Origin of the sequence: Pseudomonas sp. NFX71, assembly GCF_048079215.1 — a bacterium.
In the GTDB taxonomy this organism is placed as follows: Bacteria; Pseudomonadota; Gammaproteobacteria; order Pseudomonadales; family Pseudomonadaceae; genus Aquipseudomonas; species Aquipseudomonas fluorescens_B.
Genome location: NZ_CP182230.1, coordinates 5,756,424 through 5,771,034, shown reverse-complemented (window position 1 = coordinate 5,771,034; position 14,611 = coordinate 5,756,424). Strand labels below are relative to the sequence as shown.

Genomic DNA, 14,611 nt, shown 5'->3' with positions numbered 1-14,611 from the left:
TGGGGTCGCTTCGCAACCCGGCGGGAGCAAGCTCCCTCGCCACAAATGCATCGCAAATCTCAATGATGAGACACGATCTCCTGCAGATGGTCCTCAATCTCCAGCGTTTTCAGCACCAGCACATCACTCTCCACTGCATCCAGCACCACTTCCGCTGTATTCCCGATCAACGCCCCGGACAAACCGGACCGCGCCACGGTGCCAATCACCGTCACCGCCGCACCCAGCTTGTGCACCATGTACGGAATCAACACATCCGCCGGACCTTCCGCGATATGCAGGTGCTCATCATCAATGTCGAATTCGGCCTGAAACGCCTTGCACTGGTCACGATAACGCGCCTCGATCGTTTCACTCAGCTGCAACGTCGGGTCGGCCGCCGACAGCATCGGTGACGGATGGGCGCTGACCACATGCAGATGCGCCTTGGCCAGACTGGCAATGTCATAACCGTAATCGATGATGGTGTTGTGCAGGTGGCGGTGTTCGTTATCGGTATTGCCGACGTCGATCGCCGCCAGAATCACGCCGCCCGTCCAGGGCTTCGAGGTTTTGACCAGCAGCACCGGCGTCGGGCAAAAGCGCAGCAGTTTCCAGTCCGCCGGGGTCAGCAGGGCTTTTTTCAACGAGCTGTCGGGATAATGCTGTTTTATCACCAACCCGCAACCTTCCGCCTGCTGCACATCGACAATGGTTTCGTGCAGGCTTTCGTTCCACGCCTGCTCTGTAGTGACGCTGTAGCCGTCCTCAAGCAGCGCCGCCTTGAGCACGCCGAGCATGCCGCTGTGGTCATGCTTGCGGTCACAGACCAGCAGATGCAGATGCGCCTGGGTCACGCCGGCAATCAGCTTGGCCCGTTTGAGCGCCAGGCTTTCCGAGTGTTGGGGCTCGATGACCACCAGAATGCTGCGAATGGCTTGCATGATCGGGATCTCCAGAGGTTAAAAAAGCATGGCGTTGCACAACTATAGTTGTTGCGAGGCAACCGGGGAGTTGATGCATATCAACGGTCGTGACTGGTGGTCTGGCGGCGGGCCGGTATAATCGGCGCCCTTCGTTTTGAACCCTTTATCCGTGAGCCCCATGATCCTTCCCGAAATTCACGAGTTCCTTGGCTGCCGCACCCCCGACGGCTGGGTCCGGGCCGCGCTGGCCGATCAGGAAACCTTGCTGATCGACCACAAGAACTGCGAATTCAAGGCCGCCAGCACGGCATTGAGCCTGATCGCTAAATACCACTCCCACGTCGACCTGATCAACCTGATGTCGCGTCTGGCTCGGGAAGAGCTGGTGCATCACGAACAGGTCATGCGCCTGATGAAAAAGCGCAAGATCGAGCTGCGTCAGTTGTCCGCCGGGCGATACGCCTCGGGCTTGCGCAAAGTGGTGCGCAGTCACGAACCGGTCAAACTGGTGGATACCCTGGTGGTGGGCGCGTTCATCGAAGCCCGCAGCTGCGAGCGTTTCGAAGCGCTGGTGCCGCATCTGGACGAAGAGCTGGGCAAGTTTTACTTCGGTTTGCTGAAAAGCGAGGCCCGACATTTCCAGGGGTATCTGAAACTGGCTTATCAGTACGGTGACGCCAAGGATATCGCTCAGGTGATTGACCGGGTTCGTGCCGCCGAGCAGGAGCTGATCGAGTCGCCGGACGTGGAATTCCGCTTTCACAGTGGCGTCCCTGCTGCGGCGTGAAGATCAAAAGAGCGTCGCCTCGTTTCACTCGACAGCTCCTGCATTGGAGCGCATTTCCTGTAGGCGCTGTCGAGTGGAACGAGACTGCAATCTTTGCACGTGAATTGTTAAAAACTCTTAAGAGTATGAAAGATCACTGAAAACCGGCCCAAGAGGCCGGTTTTTGCTGCCTGGCATCACCGTCCCGTCACCGATTGGCGCCATAATGCCGCCCACTTCACTCAAGGGTTGGCAAGCGTTCGTTATGGATAACCTGGGTTTTGGCAAAGTATTGCTGGTGGAAGACGATGAGAGGCTCTCCGGGCTGATCGCGCATTTCCTGTCCCAACATGGCTTTGAGGTGTTGCAGGTGCACCGCGGTGACCTCGCGTTGGCGGCTTTCCTCGACTTCAAACCGAAAATCGTTGTACTCGACCTGATGCTGCCGGGCCAGAGCGGCCTGCACGTATGCCGCGAGATCCGCAGCGTGTCCGACACGCCGATCGTCATCCTCACCGCCAAGGAAGACGACCTCGATCACATCCTCGGCCTGGAATCCGGCGCTGACGACTACGTGATCAAGCCGATCAAGCCACCGGTGTTGCTGGCTCGCCTGCGCGCGTTGCAACGTCGGCAAACGCCGGACAGCAGCGTTTGCTGCGCGCTGGAGTTCGGCCATCTGAGTATCGACCGCAGTTGTCGCGAAGTGCGGCTGGCGGGCGAGGGCATCGAGTTGACCACCATGGAGTTCGAGTTGCTGTGGTTGCTGGCCAGCGCCGCCGGCAAGATTCTGTCCCGCGATGACATACTCAATCGCATGCGCGGCATCGCTTTCGATGGGCTCAACCGCAGCGTCGACGTTTACATCAGCAAGTTGCGCGGCAAGCTCAAGGACAACCCTCGCGAACCGGTGTGCATCAAGACCATCTGGGGCAAGGGTTACCTGTTCAATCCGTTCGCGTGGGAGCTGTAAATGCTGCGGTTATTTCTCGGGCTGTTTCTGGTGATGACGGTTGGCCTGGTCCTGGGGCTGCAAACCGTCGAGCGCACGTTCGATGCGCTGCTCGACGGTCAGATGCAAAGTTACAACCGAGAGGCGGTGCGTGGTCAGGCCTGGTCGCTGGTGGAGCAATTGCGCGGCCTCGACGATGAGGCCCGGGAACGCCAACTGGAAGCCGTGCGCCCTCACTATGGTTTGGGCCTGAGCCTGGTCGAAAGCGCTCAACTGGCCCTGACCGATCAGGAGAAAGCCGAGTTGGCCCAAGGCCAGCTGGTACTTCGCGACAAGTACACGCAGTTCATCTCGCGCATTGACGACGGCGCCCAACTGCTCAGCATCAAGCTGCCGGCCGAGCCGAGCCTGATGCCGTTCTACATTGCCACGGCCTATTTGATGATTGCGGTGATGATCGGTCTGGTGTTGATTTTCTGGGTGCGTCCACACTGGCGAGATCTGGAAAAACTGCGCCTGGCCGCCGAGCGTTTCGGCGATAACGACTTGTCGTCGCGTATCCAGCTGTCAAAGCGCTCGAACATCCGCGACCTGTCCGAACACTTCAACCTGATGGCCGCGCGTATCGAAGGCCTGATCGCCAATCAGCGCGAGCTGACCAACGCGGTGTCCCATGAGTTGCGCACGCCCATTGCGCGACTGTCGTTCGAGCTTGACCAGCTCAAGCAACAACCCGACCCGACCCGGAACCGCGAGCTGATTGCCGACATGTACGCCGACCTCGGCGAGCTGGAGGAGATGGTGTCGGAACTGCTGACCTACGCCAGCCTCGAGCGCAGTGCCACGGTGATCACGCGAGAAAATATCCAGGCCAACAGTTGGCTCGACAGCGTGGTCGGCAGCGTGGCGCTGGAGGCCGAGGCGGCCGGGGTGCAACTGCTGATTGTCGAGTGTCGTGTCGATGAGGTGCGCATCGAGCCACGCTTCATGGCGCGGGCGGTGATCAACCTGCTGCGCAATGCCATTCGCTATGCCGAGGCGCGGGTGGAAGTGTCGTTGGTGCGCACCGGCGATCATTACGAAGTTCAGGTCAATGACGATGGGCCAGGCGTGCCGATGGCCGGACGGGAGAAAATCTTCGAGCCGTTTTCGCGCCTGGACGCCAGCCGTGATCGCCGCACGGGTGGTTTCGGTTTGGGCCTGGCGCTGGTCCGGCGGGTGTCGCAGTCCCATGGCGGGCAGGTGGAAGTGGCGGATTCGCCGTGGGGTGGGGCTTCGTTTCGTATGACGTGGGCGCATCAGGATTAATTGTGGCGTCATCCGCATCACCTCAAATCAAAAGCTGTACACCACCTGCCCAGCCAAGGATGTCTGCATCCGCCGCTCGACAATCGGGCTGTCCGCGGCCTCTTTGGCCAGATACTGCACCGCCAGCACCGTCGACACATTCCATTGATCATTGACCGGCAACGACCAGGTCAAATCCGCCCCGCGACTCACCAGCCCGCCATGAGCGTCATACGCCCGAAACTGAGTGCGCGACGCCTGACCCGCGCTGACGCCGTACCAGGTGCGCATGTAATCGCCGTCGCCAAACTGACTGTTGAGGCTGCCGACGACCTTGCCATGCTCACCTTCGTAAAACGGCGCGCTGATGCTGAGTTTCAAGCGATTCCAGGCTGAACCCGTGTCCTCATCGTCATCGTCCTTTTCCAGCGCATGTTCAAAACTCGCGCCGAGAATGATCGGCCCCATGTGATACGTGCCGTCGAGCCCCAACACCGGGCGGGACTTGATCGAGCCCATGCCGTCCAGCTCGTCCGAACCTTTGAACCCGGTCTTGCGATCCTTGCGCACATCACTGGCGCCGACGTACACGCTGAGGCCGTAGTCATCCTCGTCAAAGGCCCAGCCCAGACCCTTTTGAGTGTCGAGAAAGACACCGTAAGGGCTGACGATTTTTCCACCCAACAGCGGCGCCACGACGCGTTCATCGCTGCCGCTGTAACGCGGCGCACTGGCCGCGCCGGCACGCAGGCTGTAATGCCAGTCTTCGGCATGCACGGAATGGGAGGGCAGGAACAGACAGAATGAAGTGAGCGACAGCGACAGCGAACGAAGCATGGGAGCACCCGAGGGGAGATTGGATGCGCCCATGCTAGGCGGGTGCCGGCGGGCAATCTTTGACAGCTTTGTCGGGAAACTGTCAAAGACTGTGAACGGAGCTGACCGTACAGCGAGCAACCTGTGGCCAGGGAGCTTGTTGTGGCGAGGGAGCTTGCTCCCGCTGGGTCGCGGAGCGGCGCCAAAAAATGGGCCTGCTGCGCAGTCCAGCGGGAGCAAGCTCCCTCGCCACAGGGGCAGTGTTTAGCCACAGGGGCGGTGCCTGGCCTCAGTGTCGCACCACAGTTCAGAGTGACCTCAGCTTAGAAATCCCACTTGGTGGTCAGCATCAGGTTGCGCGGCTCGCCGTAGAACGTCGTACCGAAGTTGCCCAGGCCCGTCAGGTACTTCTTGTCGAAGACGTTGTTGGCGTTTGCGGTGAAACTCAGGTGCTTGTTGTACTGATAACGCGTCATCAGGTCGACGAGGGTGTAGCCGCCTTGTTTGAGCGAGGTGCTGCCCTCGGTCGGGCTGAAGCTCTGGCCGTAGAACGCGCTCTGCCAGCTGACGCCGCCACCGACGGTGACCTTGTCCAGTGCGCCAGGCAAGCGGTAGGTGGTGAACGTACGCACGACGTGTTCCGGTTTGGTGGTGGCCAGCGGGAAACCGTAGATCCGTTGCTCGTCCTTGTCGCGCGTACGGGCATAGGTATAGCCGGCCGACAGGTTCCAGCCATCGGACAATTCGCCCGCCAGTTCCAGCTCCACGCCTTTGGTGGTGGCGCCGGGGATGGCTTCGTAAACGTCCTGCCCGGTGGTGTCAGTGGTGACGTATTGGGCGATGTTCTCCTGCTCGATGCGGAAGAAGGCCAGGCTGGCGTTCAGTTTGCCTTCGAGGTACGCCGCTTTCAGACCGGTCTCGTAGCTGTTGCCTTCAACCGGCTTCAGGGTCGAACCGGCGGCGTCCTTGTAGGTCTGCGGCTGATAGATGTTGGTGTAGCTGGCGTAGACCGAATACGTGTCATCCAGGTCATAGATCACACCGGCGTAAGGGGTGACGACGCCGTGTTCCTTGTAGCTGGTCTGGGTGTCGGTCTGGCCGGCGCCCGGGTAGTAGCTGTAATCCTCGTTGTACTTGAAGGTGCTCACGCGGCTGCCGAGGATGATCGACAGGTCGTCGGTCGGGCGCAGGCGCGTGGCCAGGTAAGCACCGTTCTGACTGGTGGTGCGCTCGTACTTGCCGTTTTTCGGGAAATCCTGTTCCGGCAGGTCGCCGTTCCAGTCATAAATGCTGCCAGGGACATTTCCGGCACCGGGGATAACGCTGTCGAACGTCGCGCCGGTCTGGCGGGCATGGGACGTCATGAAACCGGCCACCAGTTCGTGCTCGCGACCGCCCAGGGTGAAGGGCCCGGACACGTTCACGTCCGCCGTGTTTTGCACGCGATGACCTTCCCAGCGGCCCCAGTAAAGGAACATGCCTTCACCGGTGGCGCGGTCCGGTGCGCCGCCGCTGGCCGAGGCCAGGCGCGTATCGTGATCGGTGGTTTTCTGGTTGAGATTGACCTTGAGTTTCCAGTCATTGGCCAGGGCCTGCTCCAGCGACGTGAAGTAGGTGACCGTGTCGAAATCACGACGGCTCCAGTCGGCGCCCGGGTTGAAGCTGCGCGAGAAGTCGGTGCGGCCGCCGTCGGCGAAGTACACCGTGTTGCCGGTCCAGGAGGTGCCGCGTGGGGTGGCGCTGGACTTGTCGATGCCGAAGGTCAGCAGGGTGTCGTCCGACAGGTCCGCTTCGAGGATGCCGTAAAACAGGTCTTTCTTCTGGCTGTAGTGATCGATGTAGGAATGCTTGTCCTGGTACGAACCGACGAATCGGCCGCGCACACTGCCGGTATCGTTCAGCGGACCGGAAATATCGCCGGTGGTGCGGTAGCTGTCCCACGAACCGACGGTGCCGCTGATCGAGGCCTTGAATTCCTTGGTCGGCTTCTTGCGAATCAGGTTGACGGTGGCGGACGGGTCGCCCGAACCCGTCATCAGGCCGGTCGAACCCTTGACGATTTCGATGCGGTCGAGGCTGGCCGCGTCATCGCTGTTGTTCGGGTTCTCACCGTAGACACCGTCGTACGGCTGGTTGACCCCGTCGTACTGGAAGTTGGTGATGGCAAAACCGCGGGCGGAAAACTCGGTACGGTCACTGTCGTATTTTTGCGTCGACACGCCGGGGGCATTGCGCAACGCGTCGCTGACACTCTGCACGCCGCGATCGTCCATTTGCTGACGGGTGACCACGGTGACCGATTGCGGCGTTTCACGGGGCGACAAGGCCAGGCCGGTGGCCGAGGACGTTGAGCCCGTGGTGTAGGAATGGGTGTCCTCGGTGGTCGCGCCCAAGCCTACGGCAGAAATACTCGTCGCACCCAGTTGCAGCGCGCCGTCGTCTTTGGGCGCCGGTTTGCTTTCCACCGTTTCGGCGGCGTGGGCGTTGCAGGAAAGACTCAGCAGAGCGGCTGGCAGGGCCAGTGCCAGGGGGCACAGGGCAAAACGAAAACGGGCGGCAAGTGGGTGCGACATGGAAATCCCTTTGTATCGAATCGTTCGGTAAGTGAAAGGCTTCTGAGGGTTAACCGAACGAAAAACGCAAAGGGGAACTGCGGTGTGCAAAAAAATGAGCTAGCGGACCACATCCAGGCGCTCATGCCACTGCGCGATGGATTCCTCGGGCCAGGTTTCGCACTGCCGATCACCGTGATGCGGCGCAACCTCCACCCACGGCGCTTTCGAGCCAAGCATCACGTGCGTGTATTCGGGTGGCACGGGTAGCGCGGTGTCGATGGCCGAGGCGAACGGGTGGATCAGCTCCGGCCATTCAGGGCTGAACAGCCACAACCCTGAGCCACAGACCGAACAGAAGTGCCGCTCTGCCGTGCTGCGGTGGGCGCGTTTGGCGCCTTCGTCCTTGAGTCGCGCGTGATAGATCGCGATGGATTTTCGACCGCGCACCTTGAGGCTGGCGGCATCACCGGCGATGTTGACCGAGTAACCGCCGCCGCCCTGGGTCTTGCGGCAGATCGAGCAGTAGCAACGTTGATAAGGGTAGGGGTGGGCGCTGGTCAGACTGAACGACACGGCGCCGCAATGGCACGAGCCTTCGAGTTGCATGGAATAACCTCCAAAAGTTTGGCTGTTACTTCCCTGACCGCCCCGAAAACCGGTGGTTCACTGCTGGATCGGCACCAGGATCGCATCGCCGGTTGCCACCAGCTTCAACTGATCTCCGGTTTGTGCGAACAGTTCGGCGCGGGCAAACACCTGTTTCTTGCCAGCCTTCACCACCTGGCCGCGTGCAATGAACACTTCACCGATGGCGGGCGCCAGGCAATTCACTGAAAAATGCGCCGCCAGGACATTGCCAGCGACCGTTCCGGCCGCAAACCCACAGGCGGTATCGAGCAGCGCGCCGATCAGGCCGGCATGCAGGAAGCCAGCGTATTGCGCCATGTCCTCCTCGCGAAAAGCCATGGTCAGCTCAACCGCGCCAGGCTCGGCGCGAGTGACATCGAAACCGGCCCAGCGGTTGAAGGCGGACGTTGAATTGATCTTTTTGAGTGCATCAAGCATGGCGAATCCCTCCGGTTGAGGCATCAACATGCGCTGGGTTCCGGGGGATGTCATGGTGGATAAAGGAGGGTGATGGGCCGGTGGATTGATGGTGAATATTCAGGCCTCATCGCTAGCAGGCTAGCTCCCACAGTGGGTCTCCAGCGTTCAGGAGGCCCCTGGCGAAGAACGATAACGCGGTCCCACTGAACGCCACCGATGTCCGGTGACTTCCAGCGATCAATGCATTTTGCTGTGGTCCGGCATATTCAGCGCTCGCGCCTGAGCCTCAACCTTGATCGACTCCTTCTCGCCATTGGCGTTTTCGACAGTCAAGGTCAGCGGCACTGTGTCGCCTTCTTTGACCTGGCCGACCAGGTCGATCAGCATCACGTGATAGCCATGAGGATTCAGGGTGACCGCTGTCCCTGCGGGCAAGGCAACGAACTCCACGGGGTGCATGCTCATCACGTCGTTTTTCATCGTCGACTCGTGAATCTGCACAACTTTAGCGACCGGTGTTTGCACGCTTAGCAGTTTGCTGTCGCTGCTCGCGGTGACCGTCATGAACGCGCCGGTTGCTTGTTGCCCGGCAACGGTGGCACGTACCCAGGCGTCTTCCACTTGAGTCTGGGCTGAAACCTGAAGCGCCGTTCCCAGCAGAAAAAGCCCCAGGACAGCCGTTTTAACGCGCACATTGATGGCGGTTTTAATAGCATTCGAATTCATCAGCAGACTTCCATAACGGTTAGCAAGTCTTCCGTACACTCTTGTGCAGAAAGGGAAGGGGAAAGCCCGACGCGCAACCTGCCCCTTGTGTCATACACATAGCTGGTCGCTGTATGGGAGAGCGTATAGGTGGAGCCGCTCGGGATTTTCTCATAGAACACCCCGAACTCCTTGGCCGTTTCCGCCGTTTCCTCGAGTGTCCCGTGGAGCGCGACAAATGAGGGATCAAACGTTTTGACGTAGGCATCCAACACCGCTGGCGTATCCCGCTCCGGGTCCAGCGTGATGAAGACGACCTGGAGAATATCCCCGTCTTTTCCCATCAGCTTCTTGATCTGCACTGCGCGAGCCAGGGCGGTGGGGCATACCGCCGGGCACTGGGTGAAGCCGAAGAAAATCATCGGCATCAAACCACGAAAGCTCGAGAGCGTTGTGAGGTTGCCTTCTGAGTCTTTCAGCTTGAATGTCCGTCCGAGGATCTTGTCGCTCAGGTCCTTGCCGTACTTGTACGACAGGCTGACGCTATTGTCACAGCCAGCGAGGAGGCCAAGGCTGAACAAGCCCATACCTGCAACCACCTGGCGGCGGGTCAACGAAACGCTCATGTTCTACAGACCTTTAGATGCGCCCGAACGGATAGTCAACCTCGGACAGGGCGTCTTTGATGCATGCCGGTTTAGCGGAGGGGAGCGATTATACGCGTCAAAGGATTATTCATAACTTGCGACAAACTGACGCAGCGAATTCCCCAGCCGGCATCGGTTTTCGGGTCAGCCCTTGATCTCCATCGGGCTGCCAACCAATTTCTGATGGCTGTCGCCGAGGATGGCGGCGTTTTTCAGCTCCACGGATACGTCGAAATCGCCCGCCGCGCCGCGCCGCTCATGCGTACCTGGCGCTGGTTTGCGTCGGCATGCAGTTCAAGGCTCTGGGTACTGTCATCGTCGAGCTTGAACCGTGTGGTCAGGTCGACCGAGGAAAACACATCAGTGTCGAACTGAGCCAGCGCCTCCAGCTTGAGTTGCGGTGGAACGGCAGTGAGGCCCTGGATGGCCGATTCAAATCCTTCGGCCATTGCCCCAAGCGCAGTGCCGGTGGCTGTTAATGTGTGGTGAATGGGCTGACGCGATCGCTAGCAGGCTAGCTGTGATCTCTCTGTAGGTTGTTCACTCGGGGCTTTTCCGGGAAATTGGAGGTGCGAACCAAACCAAGCACCCGGAGGCCCCGAGTGAACGCTCATAAAAATGCCCGATTAACCGTTTCCGGTCGAGCCCTTCTTGTTCAACGAATCCTTAAGGAAGGCCTGAGACCTGTTGAGGTAGCTCAGTCTCAAGGAGTCAGTGTTCGCACTGCCTACAAGTGGCTTAATCGCTATCGTGCTGAAGGCGAGGAAGGACTGCAGGATCGTTCGTCCCGGCCCAAGTTCTGTCCGCACGCGCTTCCTGAGATGCGCCAGGAACAAGTGCTTGAGCTACGTCGCCAGCGAAAAACCTATCGCCAAATCAGCCAGGACTTGAAGGTGGGACACAGCACTGTGGGCAGGTTATTGAGCCGTAACGGCCTCAACCGTTTGGCATACCTGGAACCGCCACCGCCAGTGATTCGCTACGAATATTCTCAGCCCGGAGGTCTGCTTCACCTGGACATCAAGAAGCTGGGGCGTTTTAACAAACCAGGTCATCGAGTGACACGAGACCGCCTAAAAGGCCGCTCTTACCATGTCGGTTGGGAATACGCCCATGTTGCCATCGACGATAACAGTCGAGTGGCACACAGCGGTTTGTACGCAGACCAAAGTGGGCGTAGCGCCTGCCTCGCGCTGATCCGGGCCCTGCGCTACTACGCAAGCCTTGGCGTTTGCTTCGAGCGGGTAATGACCGATAACGGCCCTTGCTACAAGTCCGGACGCTTCAAGCGTCTATGTCGACGGCTGGGGCTTGAACACATCTATACCAAACCTTACACGCCACGAACGAATGGCAAGGCAGAGCGATTTATCCAAACCGCTCTGCGCGAATGGGCCTACGCCAGAAGTTACGAAAGCTCAGACCAACGTGCGACCTACCTGACGTCGTGGTTGCACGAGTACAACTGGCATCGCCCGCATGCCAGCCTGAGTTATTTGCCACCAATTAGCCGAATAGCATCCGTGAACAACGTGGTGGGTTTACACAGCTAGCTCCCACAGTGGATCTCCAGCGTTCATGAGACCCTGTGGGAGCTAGCCTGCTAGCGATGAACGATAACGCGGTCTACTTGTTGGTCACCCGCCACAAATACCACGCCGCCACCGTCCGATAAGGGCTCCACCCCAACCCGATCTCCACCATCTGTTTACGCGTCGGCTGCACTTCCAGCCCCTTCAACCGCCGATACCCCTCACGCACCCCGAAGTCATCGGCCGGCAAAATATCCGGCCGCTCCAGGCTGTAGATCAGCAGCATCTCAACCGTCCAGCGGCCAACCCCGCGCAACGTGATCAACCGCTCGATCAACGCCTCATCATCCATCGCCAACGCCGTTGCATAATCGGGTACCACACCGTCCAGCGCCGCTTGAGCGATGCCCTGAATCGTCGCAATCTTGCTCGCGGAAAAGCCGCACCCGCGCAGCTGATCAAACCCGGTCGCCAGAATCTGATCAGGGCGCGGAAACGCCGTCGAAGGAAACAGCGCCAGCAACCGACCGACAATCGCATCCCCGGCTTTGGCGTGCAATTGTTGATAGGCAATCGCCCGCACCAGCGACTCATACGGATCGCGCGCCGCATGCGGCTGGTGCAGGCAGGGTCCGATGGCCGCGATGTGACGCGCCCAGTCATCATCAATGGCCCTGAGAAACGCCGTCGCTGGCAAGTAAGGATCGGTCAAGCGTTCACCCCAGGTTTGAGCACTGCGGAATGGCTGTTCGAGCGTGTTCATCGAATGTCCTTCCTCATGAAAAACACCGAAGCGTCAGAACGCAAGTTGTCGTGAGACCTGCACCGCCGCGTTTTCCAGCCTGAGCAGAAACGCCTTGCGCGGTTGTCCTCCACCATAGCCCGTCAATGAGCCGTCCGCACCGATCACCCGGTGGCAGGGCAAGACAATCGAAATCCGGTTGTGCCCGTTGGCCAAACCCACGGCGCGGCTGGCACCGGGCTTGCCCAACAGCGCAGCGATGGTGCCGTAGGTGCTGGTCTGGCCGTAGGGGATTTTCGCCAGTTCGGCCCAGACCTGCCGGGAGAACTCGGAGCCAGGCAAGTGCAGCGGCACCTTGAATTCGGTCAGTTTGCCGGCGAAATACTGGGCCAGCTCTGTTTCGATCTGCTGCAAGTGTGCATTGTGTCCCGGCGCCACGGCATAACCATGACGGTTCTGCAGGGCTTCGACTTCCCGGGTCAGCGCCGGTCGGTCGAGAAACTCCAGCAACACCAGCCCGCGCCGTTCGGCCATGGCGATCATCGGCCCCAGCGGCGTGGTCAGGCGCGTGAACAGCAAAGGCTCGCTATTGGCCGCACGACCGGGGGTGATGTGGAAGGATTTTTGAAAGGCGTCGCGAAAGCCGCTCAGGGATTCGTAACCGGAATCGAACGCCGCGCTGTCGATGGAATCGCCCTGCCTGATCCCGCCCAGCGCCATGCCCAGGCGTCGGGTGCGCAGCCAGGCGTGAAAGGTCATGCCGAAATGTTGTTTGAACCAGCGCCGCAGCTTCAGCGGCTCGATGCCCTCGGCCTGCAACTGGGCATCGCTCCAGCGCAGCTCGGGATCGGCGTCCACCGACTGGAGCAGCTTCTGCACCCAGTCGGGCGCGATGGCGGCCGCATCCAGCGGTTTGCAACGCAGGCAGGCGCGATAGCCGGCGGACAGGCAGTCATCGGCATGGGCGAAGAACTCGACGTTCTCCGGTTTCGGTTTGCGCGCCGTGCAGCTGGGGCGGCAGAAGATGCCGGTGGTTTTGACCGCAGTAAAAAACACCCCCTCGTAGGTGGTGTCTCGTTCGAGCATGGCGCGAACCATCTCGGCGTGGGGCGGAAGCATCGCGTTTTGTAGGTTCATGGGGTGAGCATAGGGCGCGAGGCCTCAGGCCTCCACCGGAAAATCGACAGGAAATTTTTGATGCTTGTCATCACAGGTTAACCCCCCTGCAGGAGCGAGCTTGCTCGCGATGGTCTTAAGGATAATGCGTGTTTTCTGGCTACACGCGGCGCTCCTGAATTCATCGCGAGCAAGCTCGCCCCCAGGCAGGATACCTTCCTGGCATTCACACGTTCGGCAGGTGCTGCGGGCAAAAGGAGGGCTTAGTTAGCCATCACCTCGTCCAGCGCCTGCTCGAGGGTACTGACCGTGCGCTCGATATTGTGCAGCTTTTCGAGTCCGAACAGACCGATGCGGAAGGTCTGGAAGTCGGCCGGCTCATCGCATTGCAACGGCACTCCGGCGGCGATCTGCAGGCCGTGATTGGCAAATTTCTTACCGCTCTTGATGTCGGCATCATCGGTGTAGCTCACCACTACGCCAGGGGCCTGAAAGCCGGCTGCCGCCACGCTCTTGATGCCTTTGCCGGTCAACATTGCGCGCACCCGATCACCCAGAGCCTGTTGTTCGCCGCGGACCTTGTCGAAACCGTAGGCTTGCGTCTCTTTCATCACTTCGTTAAATCGCGCCAGGGCATCGCTGGGCATGGTCGCATGGTAGGCATGTCCGCCCTGTTCGTAGGCCTGCATGATCTGCAGCCACTTTTTCAGGTCGCAGGCGAAGCTGCTGCTCTGCGTCTGTTCGATGCGCTCAAGGGCCAGGGAACTGAACATCACCAGGGCGCAGCAAGGGGAGGCGCTCCAGCCTTTCTGCGGAGCGCTGATCAGCAGGTCGACTGCGCACTTGTGCATATCAACCCAAAGCGTGCCTGAGGCGATGCAGTCCAGCACGAACAGGCCACCCACCGCATGCACGGCGTCGCCGACGGCCCGCAGGTACTCGTCGGGCAGGATAATGCCTGATGAGGTTTCAACGTGGGGGGCGAAAACAATCTGCGGCTTCTGCGCCTGAATGGCTGCCAGCACTTCGTCCAGAGGGGGTGGGGCGTAGGCCGCCTGGCGACCCGTGTCGACCGGTCGGGCTTTCAGCACCGTGGTGGCCGCCGGGATGTGGCCCATCTCAAGGATCTGGCTCCAGCGATAACTGAACCAGCCGTTGCGTATCACCAGGCATTGCTGGTCGGTGGCAAACTGTCGCGCCACCGCTTCCATGCCGAATGTGCCGCTGCCCGGGACCACCGCAACCGCCTGGGCGTTGTAGACCTGTTTCAGGGTCCTGGAAATGTTCTTCATCACGCCTTGAAATGACTGCGACATGTGGTTGAGCGAGCGGTCGGTGTAGACCACCGAGTACTCCACCAGCCCTTCGGGATCGATACTGGGATAGAGCTTTGACATGGGGTGACTCCTTGGCAGAGATCTCAGTGATATCGACCCTGCCCTAAGCCTTGGCAAATGACAAGATTGCTTGGGGTTGAATGGCGACTTCGGTTGAGCGGCTGGCATTGATCAGACCGACTGCTGGACGTAACGATGCTCGCA

The 14,611-nt window shown here is 60.0% G+C and carries 15 protein-coding genes; 4 read left to right on the top strand and 11 right to left on the bottom strand.

What is annotated here, in order from left to right; all coding sequences use genetic code 11:
• Window positions 1–59: 59 nt before the first annotated feature.
• Window positions 60–923 (bottom strand): universal stress protein, encoded by an 864-nt coding sequence (locus ACM1ZW_RS26740; RefSeq protein WP_017339419.1) that lies wholly within the window; start codon window positions 921–923, stop codon window positions 60–62.
• A gap of 160 nt (window positions 924–1,083) precedes the next feature.
• Here ACM1ZW_RS26740 and ACM1ZW_RS26735 point away from each other — a divergent pair, with 160 nt between their 5' ends.
• The 3 genes from ACM1ZW_RS26735 (at window position 1,084) to ACM1ZW_RS26725 (ending at window position 3,931) form a co-directional block, all read left to right on the top strand.
• Window positions 1,084–1,692 (top strand): tRNA-(ms[2]io[6]A)-hydroxylase, encoded by a 609-nt coding sequence (locus tag ACM1ZW_RS26735; RefSeq protein WP_017339418.1) that lies wholly within the window; start codon window positions 1,084–1,086, stop codon window positions 1,690–1,692.
• Between the two features lie 244 nt (window positions 1,693–1,936).
• A complete protein-coding gene (locus tag ACM1ZW_RS26730) occupies window positions 1,937–2,644 on the top strand; it encodes a winged helix-turn-helix domain-containing protein (RefSeq protein ID WP_017339417.1) in 708 nt (235 codons plus the stop codon).
• A complete protein-coding gene (locus ACM1ZW_RS26725; protein WP_416739713.1) occupies window positions 2,645–3,931 on the top strand; it encodes an ATP-binding protein in 1,287 nt (428 codons plus the stop codon).
• Between the two features lie 27 nt (window positions 3,932–3,958).
• On the opposite strand, the gene ACM1ZW_RS26720 is transcribed toward ACM1ZW_RS26725, so the two are convergent.
• The 7 genes from ACM1ZW_RS26720 to ACM1ZW_RS26690 form a co-directional block, all read right to left on the bottom strand.
• Window positions 3,959–4,747 carry a MipA/OmpV family protein gene (locus ACM1ZW_RS26720; RefSeq protein ID WP_416739712.1) on the bottom strand — a complete coding sequence of 263 codons (789 nt, stop codon included), beginning with the start codon at window positions 4,745–4,747 and terminating at the stop codon, window positions 3,959–3,961.
• A gap of 302 nt (window positions 4,748–5,049) precedes the next feature.
• Window positions 5,050–7,299, bottom strand: a complete 2,250-nt coding sequence (locus ACM1ZW_RS26715) for a TonB-dependent siderophore receptor (protein ID WP_416739711.1) — start codon at window positions 7,297–7,299, stop codon at window positions 5,050–5,052.
• A gap of 99 nt (window positions 7,300–7,398) precedes the next feature.
• Entirely contained in the window at window positions 7,399–7,887 is a 489-nt protein-coding gene (locus tag ACM1ZW_RS26710) for a GFA family protein (RefSeq protein ID WP_416739710.1), read from the bottom strand.
• A 57-nt stretch (window positions 7,888–7,944) separates the two neighbouring features.
• Window positions 7,945–8,376, bottom strand: coding sequence for a PaaI family thioesterase (locus tag ACM1ZW_RS26705; RefSeq protein ID WP_416739708.1), 432 nt, complete (start codon window positions 8,374–8,376; stop codon window positions 7,945–7,947).
• A gap of 189 nt (window positions 8,377–8,565) precedes the next feature.
• Entirely contained in the window at window positions 8,566–9,054 is a 489-nt protein-coding gene (locus tag ACM1ZW_RS26700) for a copper chaperone PCu(A)C (RefSeq protein ID WP_017338233.1), read from the bottom strand.
• Window positions 9,054–9,659, bottom strand: a complete 606-nt coding sequence (locus ACM1ZW_RS26695; protein WP_017338234.1) for an SCO family protein — start codon at window positions 9,657–9,659, stop codon at window positions 9,054–9,056. Before ACM1ZW_RS26695 ends, ACM1ZW_RS26700 begins: the two co-directional genes overlap by 1 nt.
• A 233-nt stretch (window positions 9,660–9,892) precedes the next feature.
• Window positions 9,893–10,129 (bottom strand): hypothetical protein, encoded by a 237-nt coding sequence (locus tag ACM1ZW_RS26690; protein WP_414879657.1) that lies wholly within the window; start codon window positions 10,127–10,129, stop codon window positions 9,893–9,895.
• A 153-nt stretch (window positions 10,130–10,282) separates the two neighbouring features.
• Between ACM1ZW_RS26690 and ACM1ZW_RS26685 the strand changes: the two genes are divergently transcribed.
• Window positions 10,283–11,233, top strand: coding sequence for an IS481 family transposase (locus ACM1ZW_RS26685; RefSeq protein WP_416739706.1), 951 nt, complete (start codon window positions 10,283–10,285; stop codon window positions 11,231–11,233).
• Between the two features lie 73 nt (window positions 11,234–11,306).
• On the opposite strand, the gene ACM1ZW_RS26680 is transcribed toward ACM1ZW_RS26685, so the two are convergent.
• From ACM1ZW_RS26680 to ACM1ZW_RS26670, 3 genes are all read right to left on the bottom strand, one after another.
• Window positions 11,307–11,924, bottom strand: a complete 618-nt coding sequence (locus tag ACM1ZW_RS26680; RefSeq protein WP_017338235.1) for a DNA-3-methyladenine glycosylase family protein — start codon at window positions 11,922–11,924, stop codon at window positions 11,307–11,309.
• Window positions 11,925–12,008: 84 nt separating this feature from the next.
• Window positions 12,009–13,091: a bifunctional transcriptional activator/DNA repair enzyme AdaA gene (locus ACM1ZW_RS26675; protein ID WP_416739705.1), complete on the bottom strand. Its 1,083-nt coding sequence runs from the start codon at window positions 13,089–13,091 to the stop codon at window positions 12,009–12,011.
• Between the two features lie 242 nt (window positions 13,092–13,333).
• Window positions 13,334–14,467, bottom strand: a complete 1,134-nt coding sequence (locus ACM1ZW_RS26670; protein WP_416739704.1) for an alanine--glyoxylate aminotransferase family protein — start codon at window positions 14,465–14,467, stop codon at window positions 13,334–13,336.
• Between the last annotated feature and the right edge of the window lie 144 nt (window positions 14,468–14,611).

What these genes read in the sequence shown, in the direction of transcription:
- ACM1ZW_RS26720 (WP_416739712.1), bottom strand. Translation starts at nt 4,747, where the DNA reads ATGCTTCGTTCGCTGTCGCTGTCGCTCACTTCATTCTGTCTGTTCCTG.
- ACM1ZW_RS26740 (WP_017339419.1), bottom strand. Translation starts at nt 923, where the DNA reads ATGCAAGCCATTCGCAGCATTCTGGTGGTCATCGAGCCCCAACACTCG.
- ACM1ZW_RS26710 (WP_416739710.1), bottom strand. Translation starts at nt 7,887, where the DNA reads ATGCAACTCGAAGGCTCGTGCCATTGCGGCGCCGTGTCGTTCAGTCTG.
- ACM1ZW_RS26705 (WP_416739708.1), bottom strand. Translation starts at nt 8,376, where the DNA reads ATGTTGATGCCTCAACCGGAGGGATTCGCCATGCTTGATGCACTCAAA.
- ACM1ZW_RS26735 (WP_017339418.1), top strand. Translation starts at nt 1,084, where the DNA reads ATGATCCTTCCCGAAATTCACGAGTTCCTTGGCTGCCGCACCCCCGAC.
- ACM1ZW_RS26670 (WP_416739704.1), bottom strand. Translation starts at nt 14,467, where the DNA reads ATGTCAAAGCTCTATCCCAGTATCGATCCCGAAGGGCTGGTGGAGTAC.
- ACM1ZW_RS26730 (WP_017339417.1), top strand. Translation starts at nt 1,937, where the DNA reads ATGGATAACCTGGGTTTTGGCAAAGTATTGCTGGTGGAAGACGATGAG.
- ACM1ZW_RS26690 (WP_414879657.1), bottom strand. Translation starts at nt 10,129, where the DNA reads ATGGCCGAAGGATTTGAATCGGCCATCCAGGGCCTCACTGCCGTTCCA.
- ACM1ZW_RS26695 (WP_017338234.1), bottom strand. Translation starts at nt 9,659, where the DNA reads ATGAGCGTTTCGTTGACCCGCCGCCAGGTGGTTGCAGGTATGGGCTTG.
- ACM1ZW_RS26725 (WP_416739713.1), top strand. Translation starts at nt 2,645, where the DNA reads ATGCTGCGGTTATTTCTCGGGCTGTTTCTGGTGATGACGGTTGGCCTG.
- ACM1ZW_RS26715 (WP_416739711.1), bottom strand. Translation starts at nt 7,299, where the DNA reads ATGTCGCACCCACTTGCCGCCCGTTTTCGTTTTGCCCTGTGCCCCCTG.
- ACM1ZW_RS26700 (WP_017338233.1), bottom strand. Translation starts at nt 9,054, where the DNA reads ATGAATTCGAATGCTATTAAAACCGCCATCAATGTGCGCGTTAAAACG.
- ACM1ZW_RS26675 (WP_416739705.1), bottom strand. Translation starts at nt 13,091, where the DNA reads ATGAACCTACAAAACGCGATGCTTCCGCCCCACGCCGAGATGGTTCGC.